The 26,185-nt window shown below is 40.6% G+C and carries 26 protein-coding genes; 6 read left to right on the top strand and 20 right to left on the bottom strand.

Translation table 11 applies throughout. The features are described from left to right. Positions 1-203 precede the first annotated feature (203 nt). The 5 genes from FN960_RS23320 to FN960_RS00640 all read right to left on the bottom strand — a co-directional run bounded on the left by FN960_RS23320 (position 204) and on the right by FN960_RS00640 (position 6,931). Entirely contained in the window at positions 204-2,633 is a 2,430-nt protein-coding gene (locus FN960_RS23320) for a DNA translocase FtsK (protein ID WP_143846438.1), read from the bottom strand. Positions 2,634-2,749: 116 nt separating this feature from the next. Beyond that, positions 2,750-3,367, bottom strand: a complete 618-nt coding sequence (gene ytpR / locus FN960_RS00625) for a YtpR family tRNA-binding protein (RefSeq protein WP_143846439.1) — start codon at positions 3,365-3,367, stop codon at positions 2,750-2,752. Positions 3,368-3,417: 50 nt separating this feature from the next. Continuing rightward, positions 3,418-4,224: a DUF1444 family protein gene (locus tag FN960_RS00630; RefSeq protein ID WP_143846440.1), complete on the bottom strand. Its 807-nt coding sequence runs from the start codon at positions 4,222-4,224 to the stop codon at positions 3,418-3,420. Positions 4,225-5,567: 1,343 nt separating this feature from the next. Beyond that, positions 5,568-5,894 carry a thioredoxin family protein gene (locus tag FN960_RS00635; protein ID WP_143846441.1) on the bottom strand — a complete coding sequence of 109 codons (327 nt, stop codon included), beginning with the start codon at positions 5,892-5,894 and terminating at the stop codon, positions 5,568-5,570. A 2-nt stretch (positions 5,895-5,896) separates the two neighbouring features. Continuing rightward, on the bottom strand, positions 5,897-6,931 hold the full coding sequence (locus FN960_RS00640) for a PTS sugar transporter subunit IIC (protein WP_185970847.1): 1,035 nt from the start codon (positions 6,929-6,931) through the stop codon (positions 5,897-5,899). A 149-nt stretch (positions 6,932-7,080) separates the two neighbouring features. Here FN960_RS00640 and FN960_RS00645 point away from each other — a divergent pair, with 149 nt between their 5' ends. Next, positions 7,081-7,527, top strand: coding sequence for a YtoQ family protein (locus tag FN960_RS00645; RefSeq protein ID WP_143846443.1), 447 nt, complete (start codon positions 7,081-7,083; stop codon positions 7,525-7,527). A 76-nt stretch (positions 7,528-7,603) separates the two neighbouring features. On the opposite strand, the gene FN960_RS00650 is transcribed toward FN960_RS00645, so the two are convergent. Together FN960_RS00650 and FN960_RS00655 are read right to left on the bottom strand one after the other, a co-directional pair. Then, positions 7,604-8,137, bottom strand: a complete 534-nt coding sequence (locus tag FN960_RS00650) for a DUF84 family protein (RefSeq protein ID WP_143846444.1) — start codon at positions 8,135-8,137, stop codon at positions 7,604-7,606. Continuing rightward, positions 8,137-9,210, bottom strand: coding sequence for a M42 family metallopeptidase (locus FN960_RS00655; RefSeq protein WP_143846445.1), 1,074 nt, complete (start codon positions 9,208-9,210; stop codon positions 8,137-8,139). Before FN960_RS00655 ends, FN960_RS00650 begins: the two co-directional genes overlap by 1 nt. A 148-nt stretch (positions 9,211-9,358) precedes the next feature. Between FN960_RS00655 and FN960_RS00660 the strand changes: the two genes are divergently transcribed. Beyond that, positions 9,359-9,730 carry a PepSY domain-containing protein gene (locus tag FN960_RS00660; protein WP_260681881.1) on the top strand — a complete coding sequence of 124 codons (372 nt, stop codon included), beginning with the start codon at positions 9,359-9,361 and terminating at the stop codon, positions 9,728-9,730. Positions 9,731-9,910: 180 nt separating this feature from the next. On the opposite strand, the gene trmB is transcribed toward FN960_RS00660, so the two are convergent. Then, positions 9,911-10,552: a tRNA (guanosine(46)-N7)-methyltransferase TrmB gene (gene trmB / locus FN960_RS00665; protein WP_143846446.1), complete on the bottom strand. Its 642-nt coding sequence runs from the start codon at positions 10,550-10,552 to the stop codon at positions 9,911-9,913. 86 nt (positions 10,553-10,638) lie between these two features. Between trmB and FN960_RS00670 the strand changes: the two genes are divergently transcribed. After that, positions 10,639-10,899 (top strand): YtzH-like family protein, encoded by a 261-nt coding sequence (locus FN960_RS00670; protein WP_143846447.1) that lies wholly within the window; start codon positions 10,639-10,641, stop codon positions 10,897-10,899. Positions 10,900-10,960: 61 nt separating this feature from the next. Here FN960_RS00670 and FN960_RS00675 read toward each other — a convergent pair whose 3' ends face one another. Both FN960_RS00675 and pulA read right to left on the bottom strand, forming a co-directional pair. After that, positions 10,961-11,737 (bottom strand): phosphotransferase family protein, encoded by a 777-nt coding sequence (locus FN960_RS00675; protein WP_143846952.1) that lies wholly within the window; start codon positions 11,735-11,737, stop codon positions 10,961-10,963. 147 nt (positions 11,738-11,884) lie between these two features. Then, positions 11,885-14,014: a type I pullulanase gene (gene pulA, locus FN960_RS00680; protein WP_185970848.1), complete on the bottom strand. Its 2,130-nt coding sequence runs from the start codon at positions 14,012-14,014 to the stop codon at positions 11,885-11,887. A gap of 173 nt (positions 14,015-14,187) precedes the next feature. Between pulA and purU the strand changes: the two genes are divergently transcribed. Further along, entirely contained in the window at positions 14,188-15,060 is an 873-nt protein-coding gene (gene purU, locus FN960_RS00685; RefSeq protein WP_143846449.1) for a formyltetrahydrofolate deformylase, read from the top strand. 122 nt (positions 15,061-15,182) lie between these two features. Here purU and FN960_RS00690 read toward each other — a convergent pair whose 3' ends face one another. The 5 genes from FN960_RS00690 to thpR all read right to left on the bottom strand — a co-directional run bounded on the left by FN960_RS00690 (position 15,183) and on the right by thpR (position 18,224). After that, complete coding sequence (locus tag FN960_RS00690) at positions 15,183-15,500, bottom strand: type II toxin-antitoxin system HicB family antitoxin (RefSeq protein ID WP_143846450.1); 318 nt, start codon at positions 15,498-15,500, stop codon at positions 15,183-15,185. Positions 15,501-15,622: 122 nt separating this feature from the next. Then, the gene (locus tag FN960_RS00695; RefSeq protein WP_143846451.1) at positions 15,623-16,519 is read right to left on the bottom strand and encodes a nuclease-related domain-containing protein; all 897 of its coding nucleotides are present in this window, start codon (positions 16,517-16,519) and stop codon (positions 15,623-15,625) included. An 87-nt stretch (positions 16,520-16,606) separates the two neighbouring features. Continuing rightward, a complete protein-coding gene (locus tag FN960_RS00700) occupies positions 16,607-17,308 on the bottom strand; it encodes an LrgB family protein (RefSeq protein ID WP_143846452.1) in 702 nt (233 codons plus the stop codon). Next, positions 17,305-17,676 (bottom strand): CidA/LrgA family protein, encoded by a 372-nt coding sequence (locus FN960_RS00705; protein ID WP_143846453.1) that lies wholly within the window; start codon positions 17,674-17,676, stop codon positions 17,305-17,307. Before FN960_RS00705 ends, FN960_RS00700 begins: the two co-directional genes overlap by 4 nt. Next, positions 17,676-18,224 (bottom strand): RNA 2',3'-cyclic phosphodiesterase, encoded by a 549-nt coding sequence (gene thpR, locus FN960_RS00710; protein WP_143846454.1) that lies wholly within the window; start codon positions 18,222-18,224, stop codon positions 17,676-17,678. The genes FN960_RS00705 and thpR overlap by 1 nt, the downstream gene beginning before the upstream one ends. Before the next feature lie 112 nt (positions 18,225-18,336). On the opposite strand from thpR, the gene cysK reads away from it, so the two are divergent. Beyond that, positions 18,337-19,269 (top strand): cysteine synthase A, encoded by a 933-nt coding sequence (gene cysK / locus FN960_RS00715; protein WP_143846455.1) that lies wholly within the window; start codon positions 18,337-18,339, stop codon positions 19,267-19,269. 521 nt (positions 19,270-19,790) lie between these two features. After that, positions 19,791-20,009: a DeoR family transcriptional regulator gene (locus FN960_RS00720; protein WP_143846456.1), complete on the top strand. Its 219-nt coding sequence runs from the start codon at positions 19,791-19,793 to the stop codon at positions 20,007-20,009. Between the two features lie 63 nt (positions 20,010-20,072). Here the strand turns inward: FN960_RS00720 and FN960_RS00725 are convergent, their stop codons facing one another. From FN960_RS00725 to FN960_RS00745, 5 genes are all read right to left on the bottom strand, one after another. Continuing rightward, entirely contained in the window at positions 20,073-20,774 is a 702-nt protein-coding gene (locus tag FN960_RS00725; RefSeq protein ID WP_143846457.1) for a pseudouridine synthase, read from the bottom strand. A gap of 19 nt (positions 20,775-20,793) precedes the next feature. Continuing rightward, positions 20,794-21,951, bottom strand: a complete 1,158-nt coding sequence (locus tag FN960_RS00730) for an FtsW/RodA/SpoVE family cell cycle protein (RefSeq protein WP_143846458.1) — start codon at positions 21,949-21,951, stop codon at positions 20,794-20,796. Positions 21,952-22,058: 107 nt separating this feature from the next. Further along, positions 22,059-23,237, bottom strand: coding sequence for a rod shape-determining protein RodA (rodA, locus tag FN960_RS00735; RefSeq protein ID WP_143846459.1), 1,179 nt, complete (start codon positions 23,235-23,237; stop codon positions 22,059-22,061). Between the two features lie 33 nt (positions 23,238-23,270). Further along, positions 23,271-24,422: a putative lipid II flippase FtsW gene (gene ftsW / locus FN960_RS00740; protein WP_143846460.1), complete on the bottom strand. Its 1,152-nt coding sequence runs from the start codon at positions 24,420-24,422 to the stop codon at positions 23,271-23,273. A gap of 129 nt (positions 24,423-24,551) precedes the next feature. Continuing rightward, entirely contained in the window at positions 24,552-26,159 is a 1,608-nt protein-coding gene (locus FN960_RS00745; RefSeq protein WP_143846461.1) for a putative polysaccharide biosynthesis protein, read from the bottom strand. Positions 26,160-26,185: the final 26 nt, after the last annotated feature.

Below are 26,185 nucleotides of genomic sequence, written 5' to 3' on the forward strand. Positions count from 1 at the left end.
TTCAAATTTATTGGTCTTTTTTCTTTTATAGTTTAATGGCAGGCATGTCTTACTCATTCACGATTCCTATCCACTACTATATGTACCATGCTTGTAAAAAGTCTCTGACAACCAAGCTGCCATAACTGCACAAGCGTCCAACCTTAACCTATAATATAGAACTAGCTGAAATTAGACAAGGGTCTTATTGATTAGTTATTACTTTAGCTTAAGATCTCATCGATGGAAAGTTCATCGACCAGCACTTGTCGAGGTTTACTACCCATTGCTCCAGTAATTACCCCACGAGCTTCAAGCATATCGATTAAACGAGCTGCTCGGTTATAGCCAATTCGAAAACGTCGCTGAAGATTTGACGCAGAAGCGGTGCCCTGATTAATGACATGGTAACAGGCTTCTTCAAACAAATCATCTTCTTGTTCTGTATGCTCTACTGATTTCTGCATTTGCTCAACATCGAGAAGAAATTCCGGCTTCCTTTGTTTTTTTACATATGAAATGACATCTTCAATTTCTTCATCTGTTACAAAGGTACCCTGTACCCTGACTGGCTTTGGTGAACCATTCTCACTAAACAGCATATCTCCGCGTCCCAGTAATCGTTCTGCCCCATTCATATCTAATATTGTACGTGAATCGGTTTGCGACGATACAGAAAAAGCAATACGTGTTGGGATGTTGGCTTTAATTAACCCCGTAATAACATCTACTGATGGACGTTGGGTGGCTACTAATAGATGTATGCCACATGCACGTGCTTTCTGAGCAATCCGACAAATTGAATCCTCTACTTCTTGTGGTGAGACCATCATTAGATCCGCTAACTCGTCAATGACAACAAGTATATATGGCATGGCCGGCTTATCAGGCTGCTCAGAATACAATTCATTATAGCGGCTGACATCTCGGACACCCTTCTCACTAAACTGTTCGTAACGACGTTCCATTTCCGCCACCGCCCATTTTAAAGCAATGGTTGCCTGTTTAGCATCTGTAATAACTGGAGCTACCAGATGTGGAACATCATTGTAAGGAGCAAGCTCCACCATCTTTGGATCCACTAACAGTAGCTTCACTTCATCTGGGGTCGCTTTATATAAAAGACTAATTAGGATTGAATTAATACAAACACTTTTACCTGATCCCGTCGCCCCTGCTACTAAGCCATGTGGCATTTTACGTAAGTCTGTGACAATGGGTTGACCAGATATATCTAATCCTAACGCTACAGTCATCGGCGAAGTAGGCTGAATAAATACATCTCTTCTTAAAATTTCCCTTAGCCAAACTGCCTCAGAAATTTGATTCGGCACTTCAATACCGATCGTGTTCTTACCAGGGATAGGTGCCTCTATTCTAATTTCCTTTGCGGATAATGCCATTTTAATATCATCACTTAAATTTGTTACTTTATTTACTTTGACACCCCGTGCTGGTTGGATTTCAAATCTTGTGACAGATGGTCCCATCGTTGTATGAACAACCTTTGCATCTACATGAAAGCTTTGCAGCGTCTCTTCCAAAAGAATCGCTTGCTCTTCCATCCACCCTGTATCTTTTTCTTGCTTAACCTCAGGAAACCTTAAAAGCTGTATGCTCGGACTGGTATAACTGTTGCTTGCCTGAGTCATGGAAGTAGACGCTTGTTTATCCTTAGGCATCATTAATACATTAAAAGGAACACTGGGTTTTGCTTTATCTTTATGATCGTTTTTAGCTTGTCGGTTTTTAGTAAAGTCTACTGATGCAGAATGATCACTTTTTGCCCGTTCATTGTTTATCTGAGAAGAGTCACTCACAGCATCACTAGCTCTTTTTGAATCTATTATATTTTCTTCTAGAGGTTCATCTTGTTCAAGCTGCTCGTTCTGCTCATAATGAACCTCGTGATGCTCTTCCGGTATTGAATGCTCCATTTCCACTTCTACTTCTTTAATAACTGGCAGTTCCTCCATAGAAGTGTTCTCTTCTGGGTCACTATATGGCGCTTCTTGCATAGCGGAATGAATGACATCTTCGTGTGTATCTTCATGAGTTTCTTCTTCTGTTCGCTCCACGGGATCTGTTTGCACAAATTGAACATCAGATTCACTATACGTTTCTTCAATAACCAAACGCTCTGTAACAGCTTCTTCCTCTGGCTCATGAAGTGTTAACTGTGTCCTTTGGCTAGGTAGTACTTTTCTAAAGCCATGGATAGGCGAAGGAATAGCAGTTGGTTTAAAGTCTGGATTGTTAAACTTTTCTCGTTTCTGTTTAGGTGCGACCTCTGTGTTGTTTCTTTTTTGATCAGATTGAACTTGCGAACGATGTGATGTACGAACTTTCTTGTTCTCATCCTGATTAATTACTTTTCGATGTTGCATCAGTTGTTTAGCTTCCTCTTTCACTTCTGAAGAAACATACACACCATTAGTTTTTGCATATTGGTATGTAATTCGCGGACCACCTTGAGAGGGTCCTTGATTAGAAGCGTATGTATGGGTTGCTCTCTGACCGCTAATACGTTCAGTAGAATGATTCTTAGTAGACTGATTAGGGTTATTATTTTCTATTTCATTTTCATTCTCATGAACCTCTGCACCAAAAAAGGTTTGTTGGATCCATTTTTGTAAGCGTTGAATAGGCTCCATATCTTTGGTTCACCTGCTTTCTTAACACGTTCCGCCCCAAGAACAGGAAAAAGCCGGCAGCATAAGCTCTAGTAGATATCAACCTACATAGATCCTTTGCTAAACCAACCTTTTCTCTAGGCTGTTTTATTAATTGTAAATGATTCTCCGACCTTTGCTGAGGCTTCCAGCACAAGTATCCCTTTTTCTTCTGAAGCATTCGGAAGATTTAATTCTTTAGCAGAGCATATCATTCCGTTTGACTCTACACCACGTAATTGCGCTTTTTTGATGATAAGACCACTTGGCATAACTGCACCTTCTAAAGCAACCACAACTTTTTGATTCGCTTCCACGTTTGGAGCTCCACACACAATTTGAAGAGAGGTCGACCCTACATCCACCTGGCAAATGTTCAATTTGTCTGCATTAGGATGCTTCTCTTTTGCCGTCACATGACCTACTACAAAAGCAGGTTGTGCATTCTCACTAAGATTTACGTCAAACCCTTCGCGACTAAGCACGTCTTGAACCATCTTTATTAGTGAATCTGTTTGTTCCAGATTCCCGGCTCCTTGAATGTCCCCATATGAAGACGCATTAAAAATATTATATCCAATCGTTTCATTTGTATCTGCGCTGTAAATTCTTGCCACGTTTCCCTTACGTTCAAACGCCTTTTCTTCTATCTCAACAGGCGAAAGAGAAATTAGCAGTGTATCGCCAATCCCTTTAAGATTATAAAAAATATTCATTCGGGTGCTCCTTTATTCTGTTCTGTTCTCCATTATAACACAGGTTTTTTTTAAGTAGATGGACCTTTAGGTTTTTTTTGTGCCATAATAAATACCGGTTCAAGTTCTCCATCCTTCATAAGGAACGGTAATGCGGTAACTGGAACTCTTCCCTGTCCGAAGAAAGTTAAGGCCGTCTGAGCCATGACATCATATCCGGTATCATTCACCAGATCTACAAACATTAACGCATCTTGATGCGGAATAGCAACCCCCAGTTCGCCATGCACCTTTTGACCCATTCGCTCAATTAATGACTGATCTAAAATACGACTTGCTTCATATCCGTCTTTAGCATTCATAAAGTAAAACGTGTTACCAGCCACTTCCTGTTGCTTAAACGGTTGAGGTAAAGAACGCACATTAAATAACGCCGTTTCTCGTAGCGATTCAACGGTAAAGTCATTATCTTCTAATAAACTATAATCAATTAATGAATATGAATCTCCTAGATCAAGTGCATAATACACGCGTGTCTCCGCTGTATGCTCATGAAAAACAAGCTTCTTGCCTTCACTTGATTCCTCAGGGAAAGAAGCAGCTCGTATCACAGGGAAAATATGAGATTCATTCCCTTTTAAAACAAGCTTTTTCCTCATTGACTCAAGGCCAACTCGAACATAACGAACGGATTCCTCGACTCCTTGATAATCCTCACGTTCCCACTTTGCTAGCAATGGGCGGAGTGAAAGATTTACCCCTTTATGAGTAACTGTATCCTCTATGCGAAGAACAGCTTCTTTTTGATTATAAATAAGTTTCCATTCTGGATGCTGAAGCTCAGCTTCTATTTTCTTACGGAATTCTTGCATGTTCATACGAATCTTCCTTCCTTACATACAGTTCATAAATAAAATTGATTCTTAGTAAGATTCTATCATGCCTACGAGAACATGCCAAAGAAACTGGATGGGGCATGCTAAAAATCTTGGTTAGGTGTTTGGAATTCTTGATGAGTGGGAGTTCTACTTTCTGCGTAACTGCTGTGGCTCTTGGTGCTGTGCTGACTCTTCTTGGTATGCGGGGCTTCTTTCTTGGTATTGGGCGTTAGCTCTTGGTCAGGTGCTGGTTCTCCTTGGTGGGTGGGGCTTCTTTCTGGGTATTGTGCCATGGCTCTTGGTAAGGAGCTCATTCTTCTTGGTGTGCGGGGTTTCTTTCTTGGTATCAGACTCTGGCTCTTGGTAAGTCGCTCGTTCTTTTTGGTATGCGGGGGTTCTTTCTGGGTATTGTGCCATGGCTCTTGGTAAGGAGCTCATTCTTCTTGGTGTGCGGGGATTCTTTCTTGATATCCTGCTCCAGCTCTTGGTAAGTCACTCGTTCTTCTTGGTATCCTGCTCCAGCTCTTGGTAAGTCGCTCGTTCTTCTTGGTAGGCGGCGCTTCTTTCTTGGGATCCTGCTCCAGCTCTTGGTAAGTCACTCGTTCTCCTTGGTAGGCGGCGCTTCTTTCTTGGGATCCTGCTCCAATTCTTGGTAAGTCGCTCGTTCTTCTTGGTAGGCGGCGCTTCTTTCTTGGGATCCTGCTCCAGCTCTTGGTAAGGAGCTCGTTCTTTTTGGTATGCGGGGGTTCTTTCTGGGTATTGTGCCATGGCTCTTGGTAAGGAGCTCATTCTCCTTGGTATACGGGGATTCTTTCTTGATATCCTGCTCCAGCTCTTGGTAAGTCACACGTTCTTCTTGGTAGGCGGGGCTTCTTTCTTGATATCCTGCTCCAGCTCTTGGTAAGTCGCTCGTTCTTCTTGGTATGCGGCGCTTCTTTCTTGGGATCCTGATCCAGCTCTTGGTAAGTCACTTGTTCTTCTTGGTATGCGGCGCTTCTTTCTTGGGATCCTGATCCAGCTCTTAGATTGCGTAAATACTGTTTCCAATACCTCTCTAAACAAGCGGACGAAAATGGAGACCAATACCTGCGGGATATAAAGGTAATGAGATAAATCGACGTAGTCGATTTATCTCATTACCTTGCCTCGGGTAAGTGCCCCCATTTTCGGGAGCGGCAGCCGAAGAAACAAAACATTACCCGTCCTCTATTTCTTTACATCGATGTCATTTACACATAAGCATGGTCTCTATCTCTGGCTCTTGGTAAGGCACTCCAACACAAGCCAAAAAAAGACCTCTCAAAAATAACTTCTCAGAGGTCTACAATACAAGCTTCATTTAGTTACACACTTTTTGCTTCCGCTTCTGTTAAGAACTGCTCGATTTCTTCTTGTGTCTTTCTGTCTTTACTTACAAACCTGCTAACTTCTTCACCCTTTGCATACACCAAAAAGCTTGGAATGCCAAAAATACTTAACTCACCGCACAGATCGATAAACTGATCACGGTCTACATAATAAAAGCTAAAGGTAGGAAAGTCAGCTTCGATTCTTGGTAGAACTGGCTCAATTATCCGGCAATCTGGGCACCAATCAGCCGAAAACATAAAAACAGCTGTCTCCTGCTCGCTAATTTGTTTAAAATGCTCTAAATCTTTTACATGTTCCATTGTTATCTCTCCTCATTATTTCCCTTTGATAAGGCGTAGAGTTTCATATCTCCATCTTTAATATAACCTATTTTCCTCATGAATTCCGAGAATAACAAACTAAGTATGGCTGGTGCAATAAAATAAAAGATAAGAACGGCCGTTAAACTTGATGTACTAAAGCCCATATCTCGGAAAGTCATAATAGGTCCTACTAGTCCGCTTGTCCCCATTCCGGCGCCTGCTGGGATGTTAGTTATACCAAATCCTATCACGCCAATAGGTGCTAAAATGGCTCCGGCTAACAGTGGCGGAATAATAATGATCGGTTTCTTGACCACGTTTGGTAACTGAAGCATAGACGTTCCCATACCAAGTGGGATCAGTCCAGATAGACCATTGTCTCGATAACTACTTAACGCAAAGCCCATCATCTGAGCGGCACAACCTATGGTAGCGGCACCTGCAATCGGGCCTTCTAATTCTAACACCATCGCAAGGGCAGCGCTGGATGTTGGTCCTGTAATGACCAAGCCCATGAGCATCGCCACGAGTATACACATGAGCAGCGGCTGTTGTTCCCCTGCCCACATGATCGCTTGTCCAAGCGCTGTCATGGTTGTTTGAACGCCTGGACCTGCAAAAACAGCCGTGAGATAACCACTAGCCACCGTTACTAAAGGAACAAGGATAATGTCTATTTTTGTCTCACCACTAATGAGTTTTCCAAATTCTGTAGCGATGACAGCCGCCACAAAGCTCCCTGATACCCCTCCAAACTCAGCTCCAGCTGCACCTGCTACGACAGCCGATAAGACAACAAGTCTTGGTGCCTTTAAACCTAATGCTACAGCAGCACCAATCGCTGGTCCCATCATGCTCATTGCTAAATCTCCAACACGAATAAAGCTTTCAATACCAAACTGTTCGCCTGCCGTACTAATGATTAGTCCAATAATAAGTGTTGCAAAGAAACCAATAGCCATCTGCCCCATTGCATCAATGAGATAGACACGCCAATGAATATGTACGCCTTTTCTACGTAAAAAACTTCCCACTTCTCTCTCCCCCTGTCTCATACCATTCCCATCATACCGATACTTTTTACATATGACAAGACACTTGTTAAGTATTTTAAAAATGATTCTATAATTCTGATAATGGGTAAGGTATATTTAAGATAGATTAAATGGAAAGGGTGTATTTTATGGAACTGTCTGTTTATTTAGCTGGTGAGATTCATAGCTCTTGGAGGGAAGATATTAAACAATTAGTAAACGAGGCCAATCTTTCTATCACTTGTTACGGACCAATGGAGAACCATGATCGTTCTGATCATATTGGAGAAGAGATCCTAGGTGAGCAGCCTACTGCTATTCTAAAAGACGAAGCGGCTTCTAGTATTAATAATTTGAGAACTCAAATTCTGCTTGAGAAATCAGACGTAGTGATTGCTTTGTTCGGCGAATCGTACAAGCAATGGAACACAGCTATGGATGCATCAACTGCAATCGCTAAAGGAAAACCTTTAATTCTTATTCGCCCCGAGACATTGCACCATGCTTTAAAAGAACTATCTAATAAGGCTCAAGTTGTGGTAGAAACACCGGAGCAAGCAGTCGCTGCGCTTTCGTATATTTTTGAAGAAGAATAATATAAGACTGTAAAAAAACGTGGGCAAAGTCATCCTCAGATGTCTTTGCCCACTAATCTTTGTATCAAAAAAATTTTTACCGTGTCAACAAGTATTGACCATACAAGGCTTTTACAATATGACTGAACATCTCCTTACGAGAAATCCAATTGTTTGTAAAAAATCCAACCGCGCCTTCTCTTTTACTTGTCTCATACTCGTTTGAGATCTCATCCATAATGGTCCCTAATTCTTGACCTCTGAGTAGCTGAGTTTGAACCTCAGAAGGAACAGGGATACTGAGGCCACTCGCCTCCCAAATATGCCCCTTTGCATCAACCAGCGCTCCCCAATTACAAAGAAAGAGTTGCCCGTTATCACTCTCATGCACTCCACCTTCTAATCCAATGCCAAGATCTGTCTCTGCTTCAGCGAGTGCGGCTTTTGCACGATTTATCGCACCGGTCCTGGTTTCTTCGTTGGAAAAGGGTTGGCAGCTTACTCCAGAGGGAGCATCAATCGTGATGAAACGTAATGACTCACGAATGAGCGCTTCTTGAACAGCATGAACCTTTGCAGGGTTTTTAGTGCCAATAGCTACAAGGGACTGATTTATTAGCTGATCGCTCATTATGAGTGGCCAATGATTGAATCAAATGTTGACTGATCGGATGATTTCACAAGCTTCACCAATAACTCTTTTGCGGCTGCATAATCATCTACGTGGATAATAGAGCCTGACGTATGAATATATCTTGAACATATGCCAACAACCGCTGATGGCACTCCTTCGTTAACAAGGTGAACTCGCCCTGCATCTGTGCCTCCTGGTGAAATGAAATACTGGTAAGGAATATCATTTGATTCAGCCGTATCTAAGATAAATTCGCGCATGCCTTTATGTGTAATCATCGTACGATCAAATATACGCAATAATGCCCCCTTGCCTAAGTGACCAAAAGCATCTTTGCCTCCAGTTGCATCATTAGCCGGGCTTGCATCCAACGCATAAAATAGATCCGGATTAATCATTTGAGCTGCAGTTTGTGCACCTCTTAGTCCTACTTCTTCCTGCACAGTAGCTCCGGAATAAAGGACATTCGGAAGGCTTTCGTTCTGAAGCTCTTTCAGCAACTCAATAGATAAACCGACTCCGTATCGATTGTCCCACGCTTTAGCTAGAATTTTCTTAGAATTGGCAAGTGGAGTAAATTCACTTACGGGCACAATTTGCTGCCCGGGTTTAATACCTATTTTCTCTGCGTCTTCTTTATCATCAGCGCCAATATCAATATACATTTGTTTTAATGCCATTGGTTTGTTACGCTGGGCATCCTCTAATAGGTGTGGGGGGGTTGATCCTATCACACCGATAACAGGCCCTTGGTCCGTTATAATTTGAACACGTTGAGCGAGTAATACTTGGCTCCACCAACCACCTAACGTCTGAAACTTAATTAACCCTTTATCATTAATAGAGGTAACCATGAACCCTACTTCATCCATATGTCCAGCGACCATTACTGTGGGTCCACTTTCATCACCACGCTTGACTCCAAATATACTTCCTAGGCGATCCTGTACAATCTCATCCGTATATTTTGATAGCTCTTCACGAACAAAGCTGCGTACCTCGTGCTCAAAGCCTGGAGCCCCCTGTAGTTCTGTTAATGTCTTAAAAAGCGATAACGTGTCTTTATTCATCTAAAATTCCTCTCTTTCTTTCGATTCATACTCATACTATGTACTACCTAATCTACTCTCAGTGTATCGAATCTCTCCTTAAATTGCTACTTTTCTTATCCTGTCAACATCTTTTAGCTTTATTATGATATCCTCTAGGAGACGAGCTTTGCAGAGAAAGCGAACTACTGGTATGATTACAATTATTCACCCGTTGAAGAGAGGAATGAATAAAAGCATGAAGAAGCTATCGATTGGACTAGGACTTGGATTTTTATTAGGCTTTTTTCTACGCCCTACCATTACCAAAGAACGGATTTCACCTGAGAAAGCACTAAAAAAAGCAAAAGCTACGGCCTCTGCCCAGCATACAATTAGCGGCTCTTGGATTCACATGAACCCAGAAAAGGTTGAGCGCTTTGGTCTTCAATATGAGGTGTATCGTGGTGGCATTTCTACCTCTACTCCTGAAGGTACCGTGCAATTTGATTTTATTGTAGAAACTAAAAACGGCACGTTATTAGAACTAATTCAATCATAATTAATGAAAAAACCGAAAAATAAATGCTTTTCGGATGGAGCTTGTCGACAGCATCTCTCAATACTTGAGGTGGTTGATAGGCTTTTTTTTATGTATGACTGCACCATTAAAAAAAGCTTGCCGACAACGTTTAGTAGATGTTGTCGGCAAGCTTTAATGAGCACGTATTTTGTCCTCATTTCACCCTCTATATTTCGCTTCGCATCGATAAATTCTCATATTTTTCTTTGAGAATTTCTCCTCGTACTCTGTCATTACATTTCCTTCTATACCGCTCTCGTGTAAATTTAAGCTTACCTGATTTAGTATCATTCCATAGAGAGAGAAGCTGTGTAAGGAATACTCAAACAGTCCTTGATTGTCTGTTTTAAAATGAACTTCTCCTTCTTTCACAAGAAGGCGCTCATAAAGAGCTAGAAATGAATTATAGGTTAATCTCCGCTTTTCATGACGTGATTTTGGCCATGGATCGGTGAAGTTTATGTAAAATTGGTCCACTTCCCCTTCTGCAAAGAAATCGGAAAGATTGGATACATCTTCTGCTAGTAGCTTCACATTGTTTAGTCCCGCTTCTTCGACTCTTTCCATAGCTGTATATAAAACACTTTGATATTTTTCTACCCCTACAAACAGCGTATCGGGATGAAGCTCACCCATGCCTTTCAAAAACTGCCCTTTGCCTGTGCCAACCTCAACATGAAGCTTCTTAAATTCCCCGAAGTGGCTTTTCCACTTTCCTGCTATGCTTTGAGGATTTTGAATAACAATATGATCTCTCTTCATTAACTCCTCTACTGCCCATGGCTTGTGACGCAATCTCATAATAACATTTCCTCCAGATCAACCGTTTCGTATAAACGTGTATTTTTCGGACACATTAACACCATCATCCATAAAGGAGATTGGATATGGCCCTCTCAAATTCTCATAAAATTCAATTACTGTGTGACCTTTTACAAAATCAATCAGATGAACAGTACATGACAGATGGAGAAGCGCACCAAATTGAGCGGCTTCTGCAAAGCCTATCACGTGATCCTTCAATAAACCCTGGCTTATTACAAACGCTCCAGCAGATACAAGAGTCACACCAATTAGATAATCGACCTTTTTCACAGGATGTAAGCAACTGGGTCCATTCACTAAGCACTGACTATACGACAGGATAACAGATCATTTCTCAGGAAATAACATTCAAAGCTCATCCAATAAAGGATGAGCTTTGATATCTTATAAAAGAGTAATCAAGTAATCCTGAAATTTCGCTGCCTCTTCAGGCTGTCCTCTTTCGTAATGCCAGGTGATAAGCGTGATGGTTTGCGCAACCACATACCAGTGCATTCGATCCCTTAGAGAACGATCAAGCGTTATCCCGTAATGATCTAACCATTCAGCCCAATCCTGTTCGGCAATGTAAGAGTATAACAACAACCCAATATCAAGGGCAGGATCGGCAACCATTGCACCATCCCAGTCAATTAAATACAAATTATCAGTCGCATCATCAATAATCCAATTGTTATGATTGATATCACAATGACAGACAACACTTGGGAAGTCTTTTACCTTATGAATTTCTTGACCAAGAAACTCCATTCCCGCTTTTATGATCTTTGTTGTTAATCCTGCTAGCTCTGTTTGAATATGCAAATTCTCAAGCATTACCTCAGGAATGAGTGGCTCATTTCCAATTCGTTTGAACATATCCAATAATTCGCTTGAACCATGAATGGTAGACAGTAGACTCGCTACTTGGGAATCTTTCATTTGATGAGCCTTCAGTTCTTGACCTTTAACCCATCTTTGAGCCGTAATGACATCTCCGTTCTCTAAGCGTTTTGTCCAAAGCAGCTTTGGAACAATGCCTTCAGCTGAAAGAACAGCTAGAAAAGGTGAAGAATTGCGTTTCAAAAAGACCTGCTGGTCACCATGCCGGGCTACATATGCTTCTCCAGTTGCACCTCCGGCTGGTTGAACTTCCCAGCCATCTCCTAAAAACATTTCCAACCCATTCACCTTCAATTTCCTCTTCATTTAAACAATTTATACTCATTAAGTTAGTATAGCGTATTTAGTCCTATGAACCAAGCACGTTTCTATTAAAATCAACCTAAAATAAGCAGAGCTACTCTCATGTCTGGCTCTGCCAATTTGCTATTGATAACAAATCATAGTTGACAGTGGGTGAACCATAATCTGTTCCCCACGCAGTGAATACAATGGTACCAAAGAAGCAGCTTTTTCGTCAACGCAAACTTGCCATAAACCTTCAATTTCACAATGTAAAGCTCTAGATTCTCTTGATGCATTGTGTATAACTAAGATCCTTTTCCATTGATTTTTATTTACTGAATTAGGCTGCAACTGATAAACAATATACGTTGGCTCTGTTATAAGCCAAGTTAACTGACGGTTTATCTCTTCAAAAGAAGGGAGAGTAAAGACAGGCTGAGCTCGCCTAATTTGAATTAGTCCTCTTACGTAATTTACAAAGTGACTATACTCAGATCTTCTTGACCAATCTATTTGATTGATCCAATCAGGAGCTTGAAATGAGTTCTCATGACCAAATTTTGTTCGACAAAACTCTTGACCAGCATGTAGAAAAGGAATTCCTTGAGAGAGTAGTACGATACTTGTAATGAGCTTGTGACAGCTTTCAATTTCCTCCCTATTCTTAAGCTCCATTCGTTTGATAAGATGATCCCATAGAGTTTGGTTATCATGAACTTCTGCATAGTGAATAGCCTGAGATGGAGACACATACCGGGAAGGCCCACCACTAATGATTTCTTTAAGACTAGATGGTTCCACACCAGATAAAATAAAACTTTTGCTATTCACTGTGAAGATCGAGCCTTTTACCATATCACGAAATTGATCATCAAAAAATGATACAGCTGGAAGGCGGGCCGCTTCTTTTATAGTCGCTAATTGATCTGTTGGATGATGAGTTGGCATACGCCATCCTTCTCCAAGAAGTAAGACATCTTTTTTTAACAATTTTACTGCATGAACAATACTCTTCATTGTGTTGATATCAATAATGCCCATTAAATCAAAACGTAAGCCATCCACCTTAAATTCTGAAATGAGATAGCAAACAGAATCAGTTAGAAGTTTGCCGACCATCCGTCGCTCTGAAGCAAGATCATTCCCTACCCCTGTCCCGTTACTAATCAAGCCGTCTTCTGAATATCGAAAAAAATAGCCCGGCACAAGCTTCTCGAGCGAGGTATTCTCCCATTGAAACAAATGATTATATACGACGTCTATAATCACTCTTAACCCATTTTTATGGAAACTATTAACTAGCTCTTTAAATTCTTTCACTTGAGCGACTCCAGAATAAGGATTATCTGAATAGCTGCCTTCGAGGGCAAAAAAATGAGTCGTATCGTACCCCCAGTTGTAAGCCTCGTCTGGATTACTTTCTTCTACATTTGCAAACTTAAAAACAGGCATGATTTGTACGTGTGTCACACCTAAATACGCTAAATAGTCTAACCCTGTGCATTCACCATGAGGATTCGTTGTATTCACTTCTGTTAACCCTTGATATTTGCCTTTGTGCCGAACCCCACTAGCCTGGTCTTTAGTAAAGTCACGCACATGTAATTCATAAATGATGGCTTGCTCCTTCGGTAGTGACTCTACCTCTATATGTGGTTGGTGATTGTCACATTGATCTATAATCGCTTTTTGCCCATTTATTGAAAGGTATTTAGCATACGGATCCACGACAAGCTCTGTACGATCGACATGTGTAAGCAGATATTGATAGCAATAGCCTCGTATATCTTCATCAATCGTTATGCGCCAAACACCAAAACGATCACGTAGTAAAGGTAACACTTCCCCCGTCTGGTCATACCATTGTCGATATAATACTAACTCAACCCTCAGAGCCACTGGTGTCCAAACGGCGAAGTCACTTCGCTCTTTCAGATAACGCACCCCAAGATCGTTAGCCGCATAGTAAAATGTGGAGTCAAATTCTTTTGTTCGAACTACCTCATTAATAAATACAGGACAATGTTCATTGTTAAGAGCTACATACACTGGCTCTGCAAACGGAAATGGCACCTTAAGCTTTATCGTTACTTGCTCCCCTTCTGAATCCAATATGAATGTGGGTAGAACCTCTCCATTGCACAAGAGCTTAAAATGATTTATTTCTTCTACACATACTTTTCTAGAGCATCTTATTCTCACTTGTTCCATCGTCTGTAGGGTAGCATCCTTCAAAATAGAATTGACAGCACTCTGTTGGATTTGCTTCAATAAGAAAAGCTCCTTCCTAGCATTCGCATTAATCATTCACTTACATATCATAATTGATTAAAGGAATGATAAACCTATTCACGCTTACTTATACGCAATTCTTGCTTAGCCTATGTAGATAAAAAACTCAGGCGCTACTTTATTTCTGGTACTCATATCGTGGAGGGAAAATCATGACGCATTTAATACCTGATAATAGAGGTCGATTGCTGGTTGCCTGTTCAGATCAACCAGGCATTGTTGCTTCTATATCAAGCTACCTGCAGCAGCAGGGGGCAAATATTGTTCAATCCGATCAATATACTACCGATCCAGAGGGCGGCATGTTCTTTATGAGGATTGAATTTGATTGGTCAACTGAAAGAAACAGCTTTCTAGAAATTAAAGAAGGGTTCAAAAAAGTTGCCGCAGATTTTCAGTTTGACTGGAGAATGGAACAGGCTGTTCGCAAAAAAAGAATGGTTATTTTCGTCTCAAAGGAAAGCCATTGTCTGCTCGAGCTTCTTTGGAAGTGGAAGGCGAATGAATTGCACGTGGAGATTCCATTAGTGATTAGCAACCACGCAGATCACCAAAAAGAAGTTGAATCTTATGGCATTCCTTTTCATCACATCCCTGTAGAAAAAGGGAAAAAACAAGAGGCTGAAAAGAGAGCTATCGAGTTAATCAAGGAGCACGATATTGATTTTGTCGTTTTGGCAAGATATATGCAAATCCTATCTCCAACCTTTGTGCAAACCTTTGCCCATAAAATCATTAACATTCATCACTCCTTTTTACCTGCTTTTATTGGGGCAAATCCTTATGCAAAAGCATTTGAGAGAGGCGTTAAACTAATCGGGGCTACAGCTCATTATGTAACCGATGATTTGGATGAAGGTCCTATTATTGAACAGGATATTATGCGGGTAAATCATCGTTACTCCAGTGAAGACCTTCGTATAGCTGGTAGAAATGTGGAGCGTGTAGCACTTGCACGAGCGGTTATGTGGCATCACGAGGACCGAGTTATTATCCATGGAAATAAAACAGTTGTTTTTTCTTAGACGTCCGCTTCTAGTGAAAGGGCGAGAGTATTTCCAAGGCGTGTCCTAGCACTTACGTTTCAACATAGAAGAACCGAGCGATTGTGTTGATCTCACACAATCGCTCGGTTCTTTTTATAGTACTATATCAGCTTCTGAAGTTCTTCATTTATATATTGGACTTCTACATTTGTCATTTCAGGTATAAGATGAATGAGATGGGCTCCTTCTGATTGTACGGGCAAGGAGAACTCTCCGTAACGTGTCATCCATTGGGATAAGGCTGACTTCAAACCTTGCTTCGCCTCTTTTACTGTATCACCAAAGCTGACACAGCCATCTATTCCTTCTAGCTCAATCATATATTCCTTACTTCCAAGCCAGTTTGGCACCTGTCGGAGATACCAAGTAAAGTCCTCTGGCTTTACATCGTAATATTGAAGATTGTTTCCCGCCCTCATTATTACTTATTCTCTCCTCTCTTTTTTTACGTGGACATCTCAATTACTCACACGGTCACGTTGAATCCAATTGTTTATTATACGTGCCCACATCTATGCTTTCAATGCTCCAGGAAATATTTTTAAGATGATGTCTCGTTTGATCTATTTGGTTCACAATACTTTAACAAACATTCTGCCGCTTTTACCTGCTGATATTTTAGAGGAACCTGTGATTGTACCAGCTTCATTTTCCAAGCATCGAACGTTCTTTTATCTAAGCATTCAAACTTTAGACCATTTGTTCGGTTATCTATAATGGATTCGGGGGCCACCACAAAGCTTTGTATCGGCAAATCAAGCTGATGATCAGCCAGTAGCTGATTAAGGATTTTCGCCATCCGTTCAAGCGTTGGGATTGGACTAAGCCTATTCCGCCTCTCTTGATGAATGTATTCTACCCAATAACGCTCTGAGGTAGCCTCAAATACACTTAAAGGGTCTCCCTTTAGTAAAGTTAAGCAATAAATCGCTGCCGGACTAATGACAATCACATCAAGCTCTATTTCTGCTCTTTTCACATACATGACTGGTTTATAGAACACAAAGCAATTATCAGGGAGCTCCAGTGCCAGCCATTTTAGCCACTTATCCTGACTTAGTTCAGCTAAATCGAACTGCTCACCTGGCTCATTCACTTTAACCCCGGCCCAAAGAAGCTGCATCTCAAAAATTTCTTGTTTGTACTGTTTTTTTAGCACCTGAAATGCATCTTCTTTTCTTTGTTTTTCATTTACAGCTGATTCTGAGGTAGAGATCCTTTTAACTTGGCTAACAGCTTTGTTCCATAATGTAAGGATAGAAGCTTTCTCGTTTAAGTCCTCATATTCTAGGCGCAGTCCTTCTGCAAACTCTCGCTGCCAGCTCTCCTGCAAATAGTGCCATCTCTCTTTTTTTATTCTTGTAAATTGACTGGGGTAACGTTGCAAGTCTGTTTGATATCTTGACTGACATTCTTTTATCCTAATAATATGAGCCACAGCTCCACCTCCCGTAGACTACTTGCGACTCATTTACTCGCGAGCTTTATTACACTATTTTACCACACTCACAACCTATTCGGTTCTTCACCTCAATAGATCAAACCACACCCATAAACTTAGTGGCATGAGGATTGAGACCATGATTGCACATAATGTCATCGCCACTGTGCTAACAGCTCCCTCTAGCTCACCATTTTCTAGTGCCTTTGCTGTTCCTATGGCATGTGAAGCACTACCAACGCCTACCGCTTGTCCAATAGGGTGATGGATACGACATAGATTATAGTAAGGATAAAGTATGGTACCAGTGAGTCCTGCCACAGTGACGAGGATAGCCGTTAATGAAGATTCACCACCTGCTGCAATAGCTAAGTCGACAGCCACGGCCATTGTTACGGATTTTGGTAACAAAGAGATAATGATCTCTTCATTTAAGCCAATTAGACTTGCTAAGATTAGGGCACTAACAACTCCAACCAATGACCCTATAGCAGTGCCAAGTAAAAGCGGTTTGGTATAAGCTTTAAGAATATGCATCTGTTTATAGAGCGGAAATGCAAGAGCAACAACTGCCAAACCAATTAATTGCTCCAACCAGCCTGCACCTCTATGGTATAGCTCAAAATCAATACCTGTGAGAAATATAAAAATAATTACAATGAGAGTGCTGGTTACTAAAGGTAGTAAAAATGGAGATGGGAGCCGAATATACAGCCATCTAGCAATCATGTATGCAAACACAGTTAATGCAGTCATCCCTACTAAAAGGGTTAATTGAATGATCATGAAGCTTCTTCTCTCTTTTTTGCTAACTTTTGACTCACAATCCCTGAGCAATAGATAACCATGATTGTACTAATGATACAAATGGAGATTAACTTAAAACCCTCTAACGTAAATAAAAATGGAAACGTAATAATTCCAACAACAAGCGGGATAAATAATAACGAAAGATGCTTTAATATAAATAAAGCCCCTGTATCGACATAGCGTACAGGTACGACTTTTGTGATTAATCCTATAAGTAATAAAATCATTCCAAGTAAACTCCCTGGAAACGGGATGTTTAAAAAACTTTGCAAAAAGTTACCTATAAATAAGAACAAACTGAGGACAACGAGATGAAAGAGGATTTGAAGGATATACTTCCCCATCAGGCATCACCCAATAACAGTTGATTTATCGGCCTATACTTAGGTTCTTTCTGAGGCGCAGTCTGGTATAAAAAGATCTTAGATACCTCAAATGTTCGTTCTGCAAGTCCTAAAGACTTATGACCGTATGGTGCCTGCAAATTCCACTTACGTGCAAGAGTAATATGTGGTTTAAAAGGTTTAGTATCTACCTCCAGCCCTTCTTCCTTCACACACTCCAGTACTTCCTGCTGCAATGTTTGAAGTGCTTCACTGAGTTGAAGTCCCAGCCAATAAATTCGTGGCTGCGTTAATTGACCAAATATACCCGTCTCGTCAATGTTTAGATGAAAGGGCGGGACGCTTCTTAGGGTTCCTTTGAGTTTCTTTAACAATTCCTCTAGACGTTCTGGAGCCACATCTCCTAAAAACACTAAAGTAAGGTGATAATCACTTGGGTGAACCCATTTCTTAAAAGCATCTGATGACCAAGTACCTTTCAAAGTGCCATGAATCTCTTCCTTAAAGGGTTCGGGAAGTGGGATTGCTATAAAATAATGATTTCGCAACTATTTTCCTACTTTCTAGCTTTTCAAATAAGCCGATAATCAAAACGGTGCAATTTCTCCATCTACATATGATAAACTATCTTTAGCTTTTGTTTAAAGAGGGAGTGTCAGAATGAATGTATTTCAAAATACAGCAGAACTTATAGGTCGTACTCCGTTGGTACGCTTACAACGTATTGCTCATCAAGATGGTGCTGCTGTTTATTTAAAAATGGAAAGTCAAAATCCTAGTGGTTCCGTTAAAGATAGAGCTGCTTTTTATATGATTCTTCAAGCTGAAAAAGAAGGTCTATTGAAGCCAGGATACACTATTATTGAACCAACTAGCGGCAACACTGGTATCGGTATTGCCATGAATGCCGCAGCCAGAGGTTATAAGTCTATCCTTGTGATGCCTGACACCATGTCACAAGAACGAATTAATCTATTAAAAGCATACGGGGCCAAGGTCGTATTAACGGATGGAGACGAAAAAATGCCCGGTGCGATTAAAAAGGCACATGAACTCGTCGCGTCGATTGAAAATAGCTTTATGCCCATGCAATTTGAGAATCCTGCAAATCCTGATGCCCACCGCAAAACAACGGCACTTGAAATAAAACAATCTCTTGATGGTATTGAACGCAGCCTCTCTGCTTTTGTAGCAGCCTCAGGCACAGGCGGTACCGTAACAGGAACTGGTGAAGAATTAAAAAAAATATACCCTGATATTTCTATACACGTGGTAGAACCTGCAGGATCCCCTGTATTATCTGGAGGAAAGCCCGGTCCACATAAGCTTGTAGGCACGAGCCCAGGATTTGTTCCCCCGATTCTTAATACAGACGTTTATCAAGAAATCCTAAAAATAAGTGACGAAGATGCCTATGACGTGACAAGAGCATTAGCACGAGAAGAAGGTATATTGGTCGGTCCGTCATCTGGTGCAGCGTGCTATGCCGCCTTAGAAGTAGCTAATCGTCTCTCACCAGAAGATACCGTAGTAGCCATCGCCTGCGACACAGGTGAAAGATACCTATCCACAGATTTGTTTGCTTTTGAGTAAAGGATGCATGAATTTTCGGGAACAGGCGGACATCAGTTGTTCGTCTGTTTCAGTTTGAGTAAGACGCCGTGACTCTTGGTCATTCTTCCTCTCTTCTTGCTCTTCTGCCCTTAGTCTTGGTAAGTCGCTCTGGCTCTTGCTAAACTGCTCCTTTTTGTTAATACCCTTCTCTGCGCCTTCTTAACAAACCACCTCAGTTCTTATTGTTAATCCTTCTCATCCTTATCATGCGCCACGTATCTATCTGTAATCAGCTAATTCCATTTCTATAGCTTTTTACCCAACACATAATTATACACAATTAAACACTTGCTAAAGTAGACAGGCTTTTATATAATATAGGCGTCTAGGGAAGAGGATGAATAGTCTGACTATAATCATATTACATTAGACTCATTCCTCTGATAGAGAGACACACATCCCTGACTTATCAATCATTAAAGAACCGTGCATGATGCAGGAATTCACTGCATACATTTAGCAACAGGATCTAGTCATGATTATGTATAAGGAGTGGTGTTTTGAAAACTTCAACTGATCGCATGCTGACTCGTATCAAGTCCATTTACCTCTACATTAAACAAAGGGGGACCGTCACGACGAATGAATTAGTTGAAGAGTTCGGAATTACTCAACGGACCATCCAACGCGATTTAAATGTACTGGAGTACAACAAGCTTGTGACTAGCCCAACTCGCGGTAAGTGGAGTACTACAAACAAAAAGACGCGAGTTTCGTAATTGAAACTCTATATGATGAAGAGACCGAGGCATAACAGTATGCCTCGGTCTCTTTTGCTTCATTTAAAATAATTGTAGCTCTTCTGATGTGAGCTCTCGATACTCTCCTGGTTTAAGCTCCGGATCGAGCTCTAGCTTGCCAATAGATTTTCGTCTTAGTGTAATGACTGTTTTCCCACGTGCTTTGAACATGCGCTTCACCTGATGGAATTTCCCCTCAGTAATCGTTAATTCTATATATGACATGTCAGCAGATTCAGTGATAACAAGCTCTGCGGGCTTTGTCATATAACCATCATCAAGTTGAACTCCTTTAGAGAATGCTTCTACGTCTTCCTCTGTCACAAGTCCCTCAATCTTCGCTTGATAACACTTGGAAACATGACGGCGTGGTGACATGAGGCGATGAGAGAACTCCCCATCCGTTGTTAATAAAAGCAGTCCTTCTGTATCTTTATCTAATCTACCCACAGGAAAAAGCTTATAGCTTCTCCACTCATTACTTAACAGGTCTAAAACTGTACGATGTAATGAGTCCTCTGTTGCCGAAATAACTCCTGGTGGTTTGTTTAGCATAAGGTATACTTCCTCACGATAGTCAACGAGATCTTCCCCTACTCTAATCTCTTGATCATTCGGATTCACCTGATATTTTGCATCCTTTATTACTTTATCATCAACAGTTACAAGTCCCGTTTTTAATATTTTTTTGACTTCTTTTCTAGACCCATATCCTGAGTCTGCAAGAAGTTTATCCATTCTCATGAATAGTAGCACCTCTTTATTATTCTTCAGACTTCTCAAACATGTACTCTTTTCGATTGGCTTTTACGCACAATACCAAGCCTAGAGCTAAACCTGCTGTTATTAATGAGCTCCCTCCATAACTGACAAAAGGCAAGGAGAACCCCGTTACTGGCAATAAGCCAACATTCATCCCGATATTTTGAAAGATTTGAAAGGTGAACAACCCGGCCACTCCTGCACAAACACTTAAGTCAAATTGACTAGTCGATTGAAAGCCAATCATAACAATCTGATACAAAAGAATAAAGTAAATGCAAATAAGAAAGCATGCTCCTACAAATCCGTGTGTATGACCAATGATTGAGAAAATAAAATCAGTGTGAGCCTCTGGTATAAAGAAGCTGTTATTATCCATACCCAAACCACTTAATCGTCCAGAGCCAACCGCACGCATCGCAAGGTTTACTTGATGCCCCTCATCAGCATATTCAGTTGGATTCAACCAGCCGTGAAATCGTCTCTCTTGATAGCCTTCTAAATAGACAAAGAAATATCTTTCTAGAAGGTCTAACCTTGTATGATATGTAAACACAAAACCAACGATAACTGTCACTGGTATGAATATAACAGGTAGAATCCAATTCATACTTATTTTTGAGACAATAATAATAGCCATAAAAATAGCAGCTATTTGCATTACGGTACCCATATCAGGCTGCTGTCGCAAGAGCAAAAGCACGGGTAAACAAACCAACCCTAATTTAACTAAAAGCCAAAGATCACTTTTCCACTTTGTAGACCAATCCTTATGCTTTTCAACTAAGTAAGCGAAGGTAAGAATCAGACAGATTTTTGTCAGCTCAGCAGGCTGAAAAGAACCAATAACAGGAAGACTATACCAACGAGTTGCTCCTCCATTGGTCATCACAAATTTCCCTGGCACGATAAGCAAACCAACTAATATGATGATTCCGAATGCATAAATCACCCACTGACTTTGCTTAATATAATCAATGTCTATGTATGACATGGCGATAACTAACAAAAACACCCCAATATAAATCACAAACTGTCTAATAACAAAGTTCCCATAGTATTGCTCTAATTGCTGCGCTTCATATATGTAAAAACAGCTAATCGCCATAAATAAGAATAATAAAAAAAGAATATTATAATCCAGCTTCGCCTTTACCATTCTAAAACCACCTTATATTACCAACTCCTTCTTTTATTATAGCTAGTTCCTTCTTGTTTGCCCAGTCCATTTTATGAGGATGATGTTTAAAGAAAAAAACAGCCGCTTTAGTTCGCAGCTGTTTCTTTGGTTTCAAACATATAGTGCTTTGTTCGCATGTTAACATTTAAGACAATGCCCATCGCCAGCATATTTGATAAGAGTGCACTTCCTCCATAGCTGATAAATGGAAGCGCTAGACCAGTAATCGGCATTAATCCAATCGTCATTGCGATATTTTGAAAGACTTGAAAGACTAAAAGGCCAATGACACCAGCCACTAAGTAAGAACCGTATAAGTTGTTGCAAGTTAGTGCAATCATAATCATACGATAAAATAATAAGAAATAGGTTACGATCAAAATCATGGCGCCAAAGAAACCAAACTCTTCACCAATTGCAGCAAAGATGAAATCCGTATGAATTTCCGGTAGCGTATCACTTTGTGTCTGAACACCCTGCATGAAACCACTACCATAGAATTGCCCCGAACCAATGCCTTGTAAGGCTAAATTAAGCTGATAGCCAATACCTGACGTATCACCATCCGGATCAAGCCAGCCGTAAATACGATCCAGCTGATGTGGCTGAATAAATATAGTGAAAAAATCAAAGTAATTGTTATGCAGCCATACTAGAGCAACAATTGCAAAAACAACCATAAAGAGTAGGAAGAATAAGATTCGCCATCTAATTCCCGACATAAGTAGCATGACTGCAATAATACTAGCAATAACTAGTGCCGTACCAAGGTCAGGTTGCTTTAAAATCAGGAAAAAAGGAGGGACACCTAAAGCAAGCACTTTTAAGAGAAGCACAAGGTCTCCTTGGATCGATGTATCTTTACGATCGATCGTTAATCTATACAGTAGGTGTGCAAGCGCCAAAATAAGAAAAATCTTCATAAATTCTGATGGCTGTATTTCTGTCACACCTAAATTAATCCACCGCTGAGCCCCATTTCGGTATACACCAAAAAACTCAACAGCGAGTAGTAGAACCATACCAAGTGCATAAACGGGTATGGTGAAGTTTTTGAAAAAGTCATAATCTATAAACATGACGCCAGCAATGATCACTGCACCGATGATAAACCAAATTACTTGGCGAATCACAAAGTAACTTGGATCCACATTATACTGACCAGAGCTGGTATAGATAGCAAGTAAACTAATACACATCAAGATAAACAGTAAAAACAATAATGTATAGTCAAGCTGTTGAAGGCTTGATTTTCTTTCCTGCATACTGAGCCTCCAAAATGTATGGTTATTCCTTTATCAGGCCGTTTGAATATCCTCATCATGTTCCTCTTTCATTCGTCTTTGACGAATGGTACTTCGAGAGATATTTGAAAGGATTGCAATTGAAATCATGGTCACTAATAGGGAGGATCCTCCATTACTCACAAGAGGTAGGGTGACCCCGGTGATTGGAAGCAACCCGCTTACTGCCCCAATGTTAAAGACAACCTGAATGGCTAATTGAAAAACAATCCCAAACGCCAGTAAACTTCCAAAAGGAGTACGACAACGAGTGCCAACTACAACTCCTCTAAATAGTAAAACACCATAACAGCCGAGTACAAATAGAACGCCCAGAATACCTAGTTCTTCAGCAACAATGGCTAGAATAAAATCGGTATGTGCCTCTGGTAAGTACTTCAGCTTCTGAACACTGCCTCCAAGCCCTGTTCCTGTTAAGCCGCCATGTGCAAAGGCTATGTAGCCTTGAATTAGTTGTAGTCCTTTGTTCATTGGATCTGCAAATGGATCTACAAAGGAGGTTAACCTAGCAAAACGGTAGGATTCTGAGACAGCTAATGCAGCGAACAATGATCCCCCCACTGCACCAAGTCCAACTAAATGAATCCATCTTGCTCCAGACAAAAAGATAATAAATAGAGTCACCAATAATAGTGATACAGCCGTCCCAAAGTCAGGCTGCCTCATAATTAAAACAAAGACTATACCAACAACAATCAGCGGAGGTAATACGCCACGGACAAAATTATGTATATAGACTTGTTTCTGTGAGTACACTTGTGCCAAATAAATGATAACACCCAGTTTTACAAATTCAGAGGGCTGAAGTCGAATCGGACCGAGCTGCAGCCAGCGCTGTGCTCCTCCACCCGTATCGCCTAAGCCAGGGATTAAGACCATTACTAATAGAAGTAGGGATACCCCAATAATTGCAGGTGAGAGCTTTTTGTAAAGCTGGTGATTTAAATGCATAAAGATAATAAACAAACCAGAAGCCAACACAAACCAGACAAACTGCCTCTTCAAATAGAAGTATGGATCCCCAGAAGCACTATAGATCCCTTCCACATAGCTTGCGCTAAACACCATCAGCACACCAAAAGAGGCTAATGCAAAGACTGTTATGATCAGCAACCAGTCATTATCTTTGATAAACGAATATTTCATTGCCTCCCCCACTTTACCCGAACATAATCAGTTCCTTTATTATAGCAGAGCCTGCACCAATGAAAAAGAGGATGAAGCTGTCATACCATGTTGAAAATTGTGCGTGATTGACGCAAATAATCTAATTCTTTAGTCGGGTCTCTTAAATCGCGGTCCAAGTACGATTTCAGCTAATCGGGTACGATATGCTAAAAATGCGTAGACAATGGCCCCTGCACTCGCTCCGAGTCCAGAAAGAATGTAGCTGTTAAACCTCGTTGTTAAAGGAAAAGTCAGACTTAACCCCGTTTCAATAACCATTACAGAGATAGCCATAATGACAGCAAAAGCGAGCATCCAGCCTAATCGTTTTAAGATTAATGCAAACGAAAATCCGGTATACTTTCCGATTCCCCATACTGTAATTGAAATCGCAGCTGTAAAACCAATATACGTAGCAAGAATGGCACCATTTGGTCCAATTGCAAGCATTAAGAACGTATTTAATAAAAGCTTTAATCCTAAACCAGCTACTAAAGCTGTGATTGCAAGCATCTGTCTATTAATGCCCTGCAAAATTGCCGCTGTTACGGAAAAAAGAGAAAAGAACAGTGTAATTGGGCCATACCATTGCAAGGTCTGCCCACCTATTGCTAAGTCCTCTAAACCAAATAGCGCAGCAAAAATCGGGTCAGACAAGGCAAATAAACCAACAGCTGCAGGAATAGAAATAAATAATATAAGCTGAAATGTTTGTGTAATTAATTGTTGTAATCGATTCGGATCATTTGCTGTATAAGCATTTGTAATCGTTGGTACAAGTGTAACAGATAAAGCAGTAGCTAACGCCATCGGAATTAAGACAATTTTATGAGCAGATTGTGTTAAAACCCCAATGTAATTCTCTGAAACCTCACCCATCCCGATTCTTGAAAGGGCACCATTGATAGTCATTGTATCAATTAGTTGAAAGAATGGGATGGCTAGTCCTACTATAGATAATGGAATGGCATAGCTAATTAATTCTTTATACATCGCTCTTAGAGGCAAAGGTTTTTCTGCCGTCTTTGTGCGCGCCATTCCAAGCATGTTCTTCCGGTTCTTGAATAAATAATATAATAATACGCCTAAACCTGCTAACCCACCAACAAATGCACCAAACGTAGCAAAGCCCACGGCGAGTCCAATATTTCCATCATATACATTCATAATTAAAAAGGCGGCTGCTAAAATAAATGCAATACGTACAATCTGTTCTATAACTTGAGATACAGCGGTTGGCATCATGGAATGACAGCCTTGAAAATACCCCCGTATCATACCCATTATTGGTACGATCAATAGGGCAACACTCACCATACGAATGGTGAAGATAATATCCTCATAGGAGTTTACTCCTGCCGCTTCATCCGGTAGGATCCAAGGGGTAATAACTGGAGCCATAAAAAAAAGCAGCAAAAAAGCAATCAATCCAGTTATACTCATCACAACTAGACCTGATTTAAATAATCGATACCCCGTATCATAGTCTCCAAGGGATTGATACTTAGAGACAAACTTAGAAACGGCTAAAGGAAACCCGAGCGTTGCTAAGCTTAAAAGAATTGTATAGGGTGTATATCCATATGAATAAAGCCCTAACCCCGTTTGACCAACTAAGGCAGAAAAGGGAACAACATAGATAAAACCTAAAATTTTTGAGACAAGTGTTGCCACGGTCAAAACCTTTGTACCGCGCATCAAATTTGTTTCTGCCATCTTTTCCTCCTGTGCCATCAACTGAA

It is taken from the genome of Alkalicoccobacillus porphyridii, assembly GCF_007293315.1.
Classification (GTDB): Bacteria; Bacillota; Bacilli; order Bacillales; family Bacillaceae_D; genus Alkalicoccobacillus; species Alkalicoccobacillus porphyridii.

Excerpts from the sequence above, each read along its gene's own strand:
- FN960_RS23320 (WP_143846438.1), bottom strand. The coding sequence starts at position 2,633 with ATGGAGCCTATTCAACGCTTACAAAAATGGATCCAACAAACCTTTTTT.
- ytpR (WP_143846439.1), bottom strand. The coding sequence starts at position 3,367 with ATGAATATTTTTTATAATCTTAAAGGGATTGGCGATACACTGCTAATT.
- FN960_RS00630 (WP_143846440.1), bottom strand. The coding sequence starts at position 4,224 with ATGAACATGCAAGAATTCCGTAAGAAAATAGAAGCTGAGCTTCAGCAT.
- FN960_RS00635 (WP_143846441.1), bottom strand. The coding sequence starts at position 5,894 with ATGGAACATGTAAAAGATTTAGAGCATTTTAAACAAATTAGCGAGCAG.
- FN960_RS00645 (WP_143846443.1), top strand. The coding sequence starts at position 7,081 with ATGGAACTGTCTGTTTATTTAGCTGGTGAGATTCATAGCTCTTGGAGG.
- FN960_RS00650 (WP_143846444.1), bottom strand. The coding sequence starts at position 8,137 with ATGAGCGATCAGCTAATAAATCAGTCCCTTGTAGCTATTGGCACTAAA.
- FN960_RS00655 (WP_143846445.1), bottom strand. The coding sequence starts at position 9,210 with ATGAATAAAGACACGTTATCGCTTTTTAAGACATTAACAGAACTACAG.
- trmB (WP_143846446.1), bottom strand. The coding sequence starts at position 10,552 with ATGAGATTGCGTCACAAGCCATGGGCAGTAGAGGAGTTAATGAAGAGA.
- FN960_RS00670 (WP_143846447.1), top strand. The coding sequence starts at position 10,639 with ATGGCCCTCTCAAATTCTCATAAAATTCAATTACTGTGTGACCTTTTA.
- purU (WP_143846449.1), top strand. The coding sequence starts at position 14,188 with ATGACGCATTTAATACCTGATAATAGAGGTCGATTGCTGGTTGCCTGT.
- FN960_RS00690 (WP_143846450.1), bottom strand. The coding sequence starts at position 15,500 with ATGAGGGCGGGAAACAATCTTCAATATTACGATGTAAAGCCAGAGGAC.
- FN960_RS00700 (WP_143846452.1), bottom strand. The coding sequence starts at position 17,308 with ATGATCATTCAATTAACCCTTTTAGTAGGGATGACTGCATTAACTGTG.
- FN960_RS00705 (WP_143846453.1), bottom strand. The coding sequence starts at position 17,676 with ATGGGGAAGTATATCCTTCAAATCCTCTTTCATCTCGTTGTCCTCAGT.
- cysK (WP_143846455.1), top strand. The coding sequence starts at position 18,337 with ATGAATGTATTTCAAAATACAGCAGAACTTATAGGTCGTACTCCGTTG.
- FN960_RS00725 (WP_143846457.1), bottom strand. The coding sequence starts at position 20,774 with ATGAGAATGGATAAACTTCTTGCAGACTCAGGATATGGGTCTAGAAAA.
- FN960_RS00730 (WP_143846458.1), bottom strand. The coding sequence starts at position 21,951 with ATGGTAAAGGCGAAGCTGGATTATAATATTCTTTTTTTATTATTCTTA.
- rodA (WP_143846459.1), bottom strand. The coding sequence starts at position 23,237 with ATGCAGGAAAGAAAATCAAGCCTTCAACAGCTTGACTATACATTATTG.
- ftsW (WP_143846460.1), bottom strand. The coding sequence starts at position 24,422 with ATGAAATATTCGTTTATCAAAGATAATGACTGGTTGCTGATCATAACA.
- FN960_RS00745 (WP_143846461.1), bottom strand. The coding sequence starts at position 26,159 with ATGGCAGAAACAAATTTGATGCGCGGTACAAAGGTTTTGACCGTGGCA.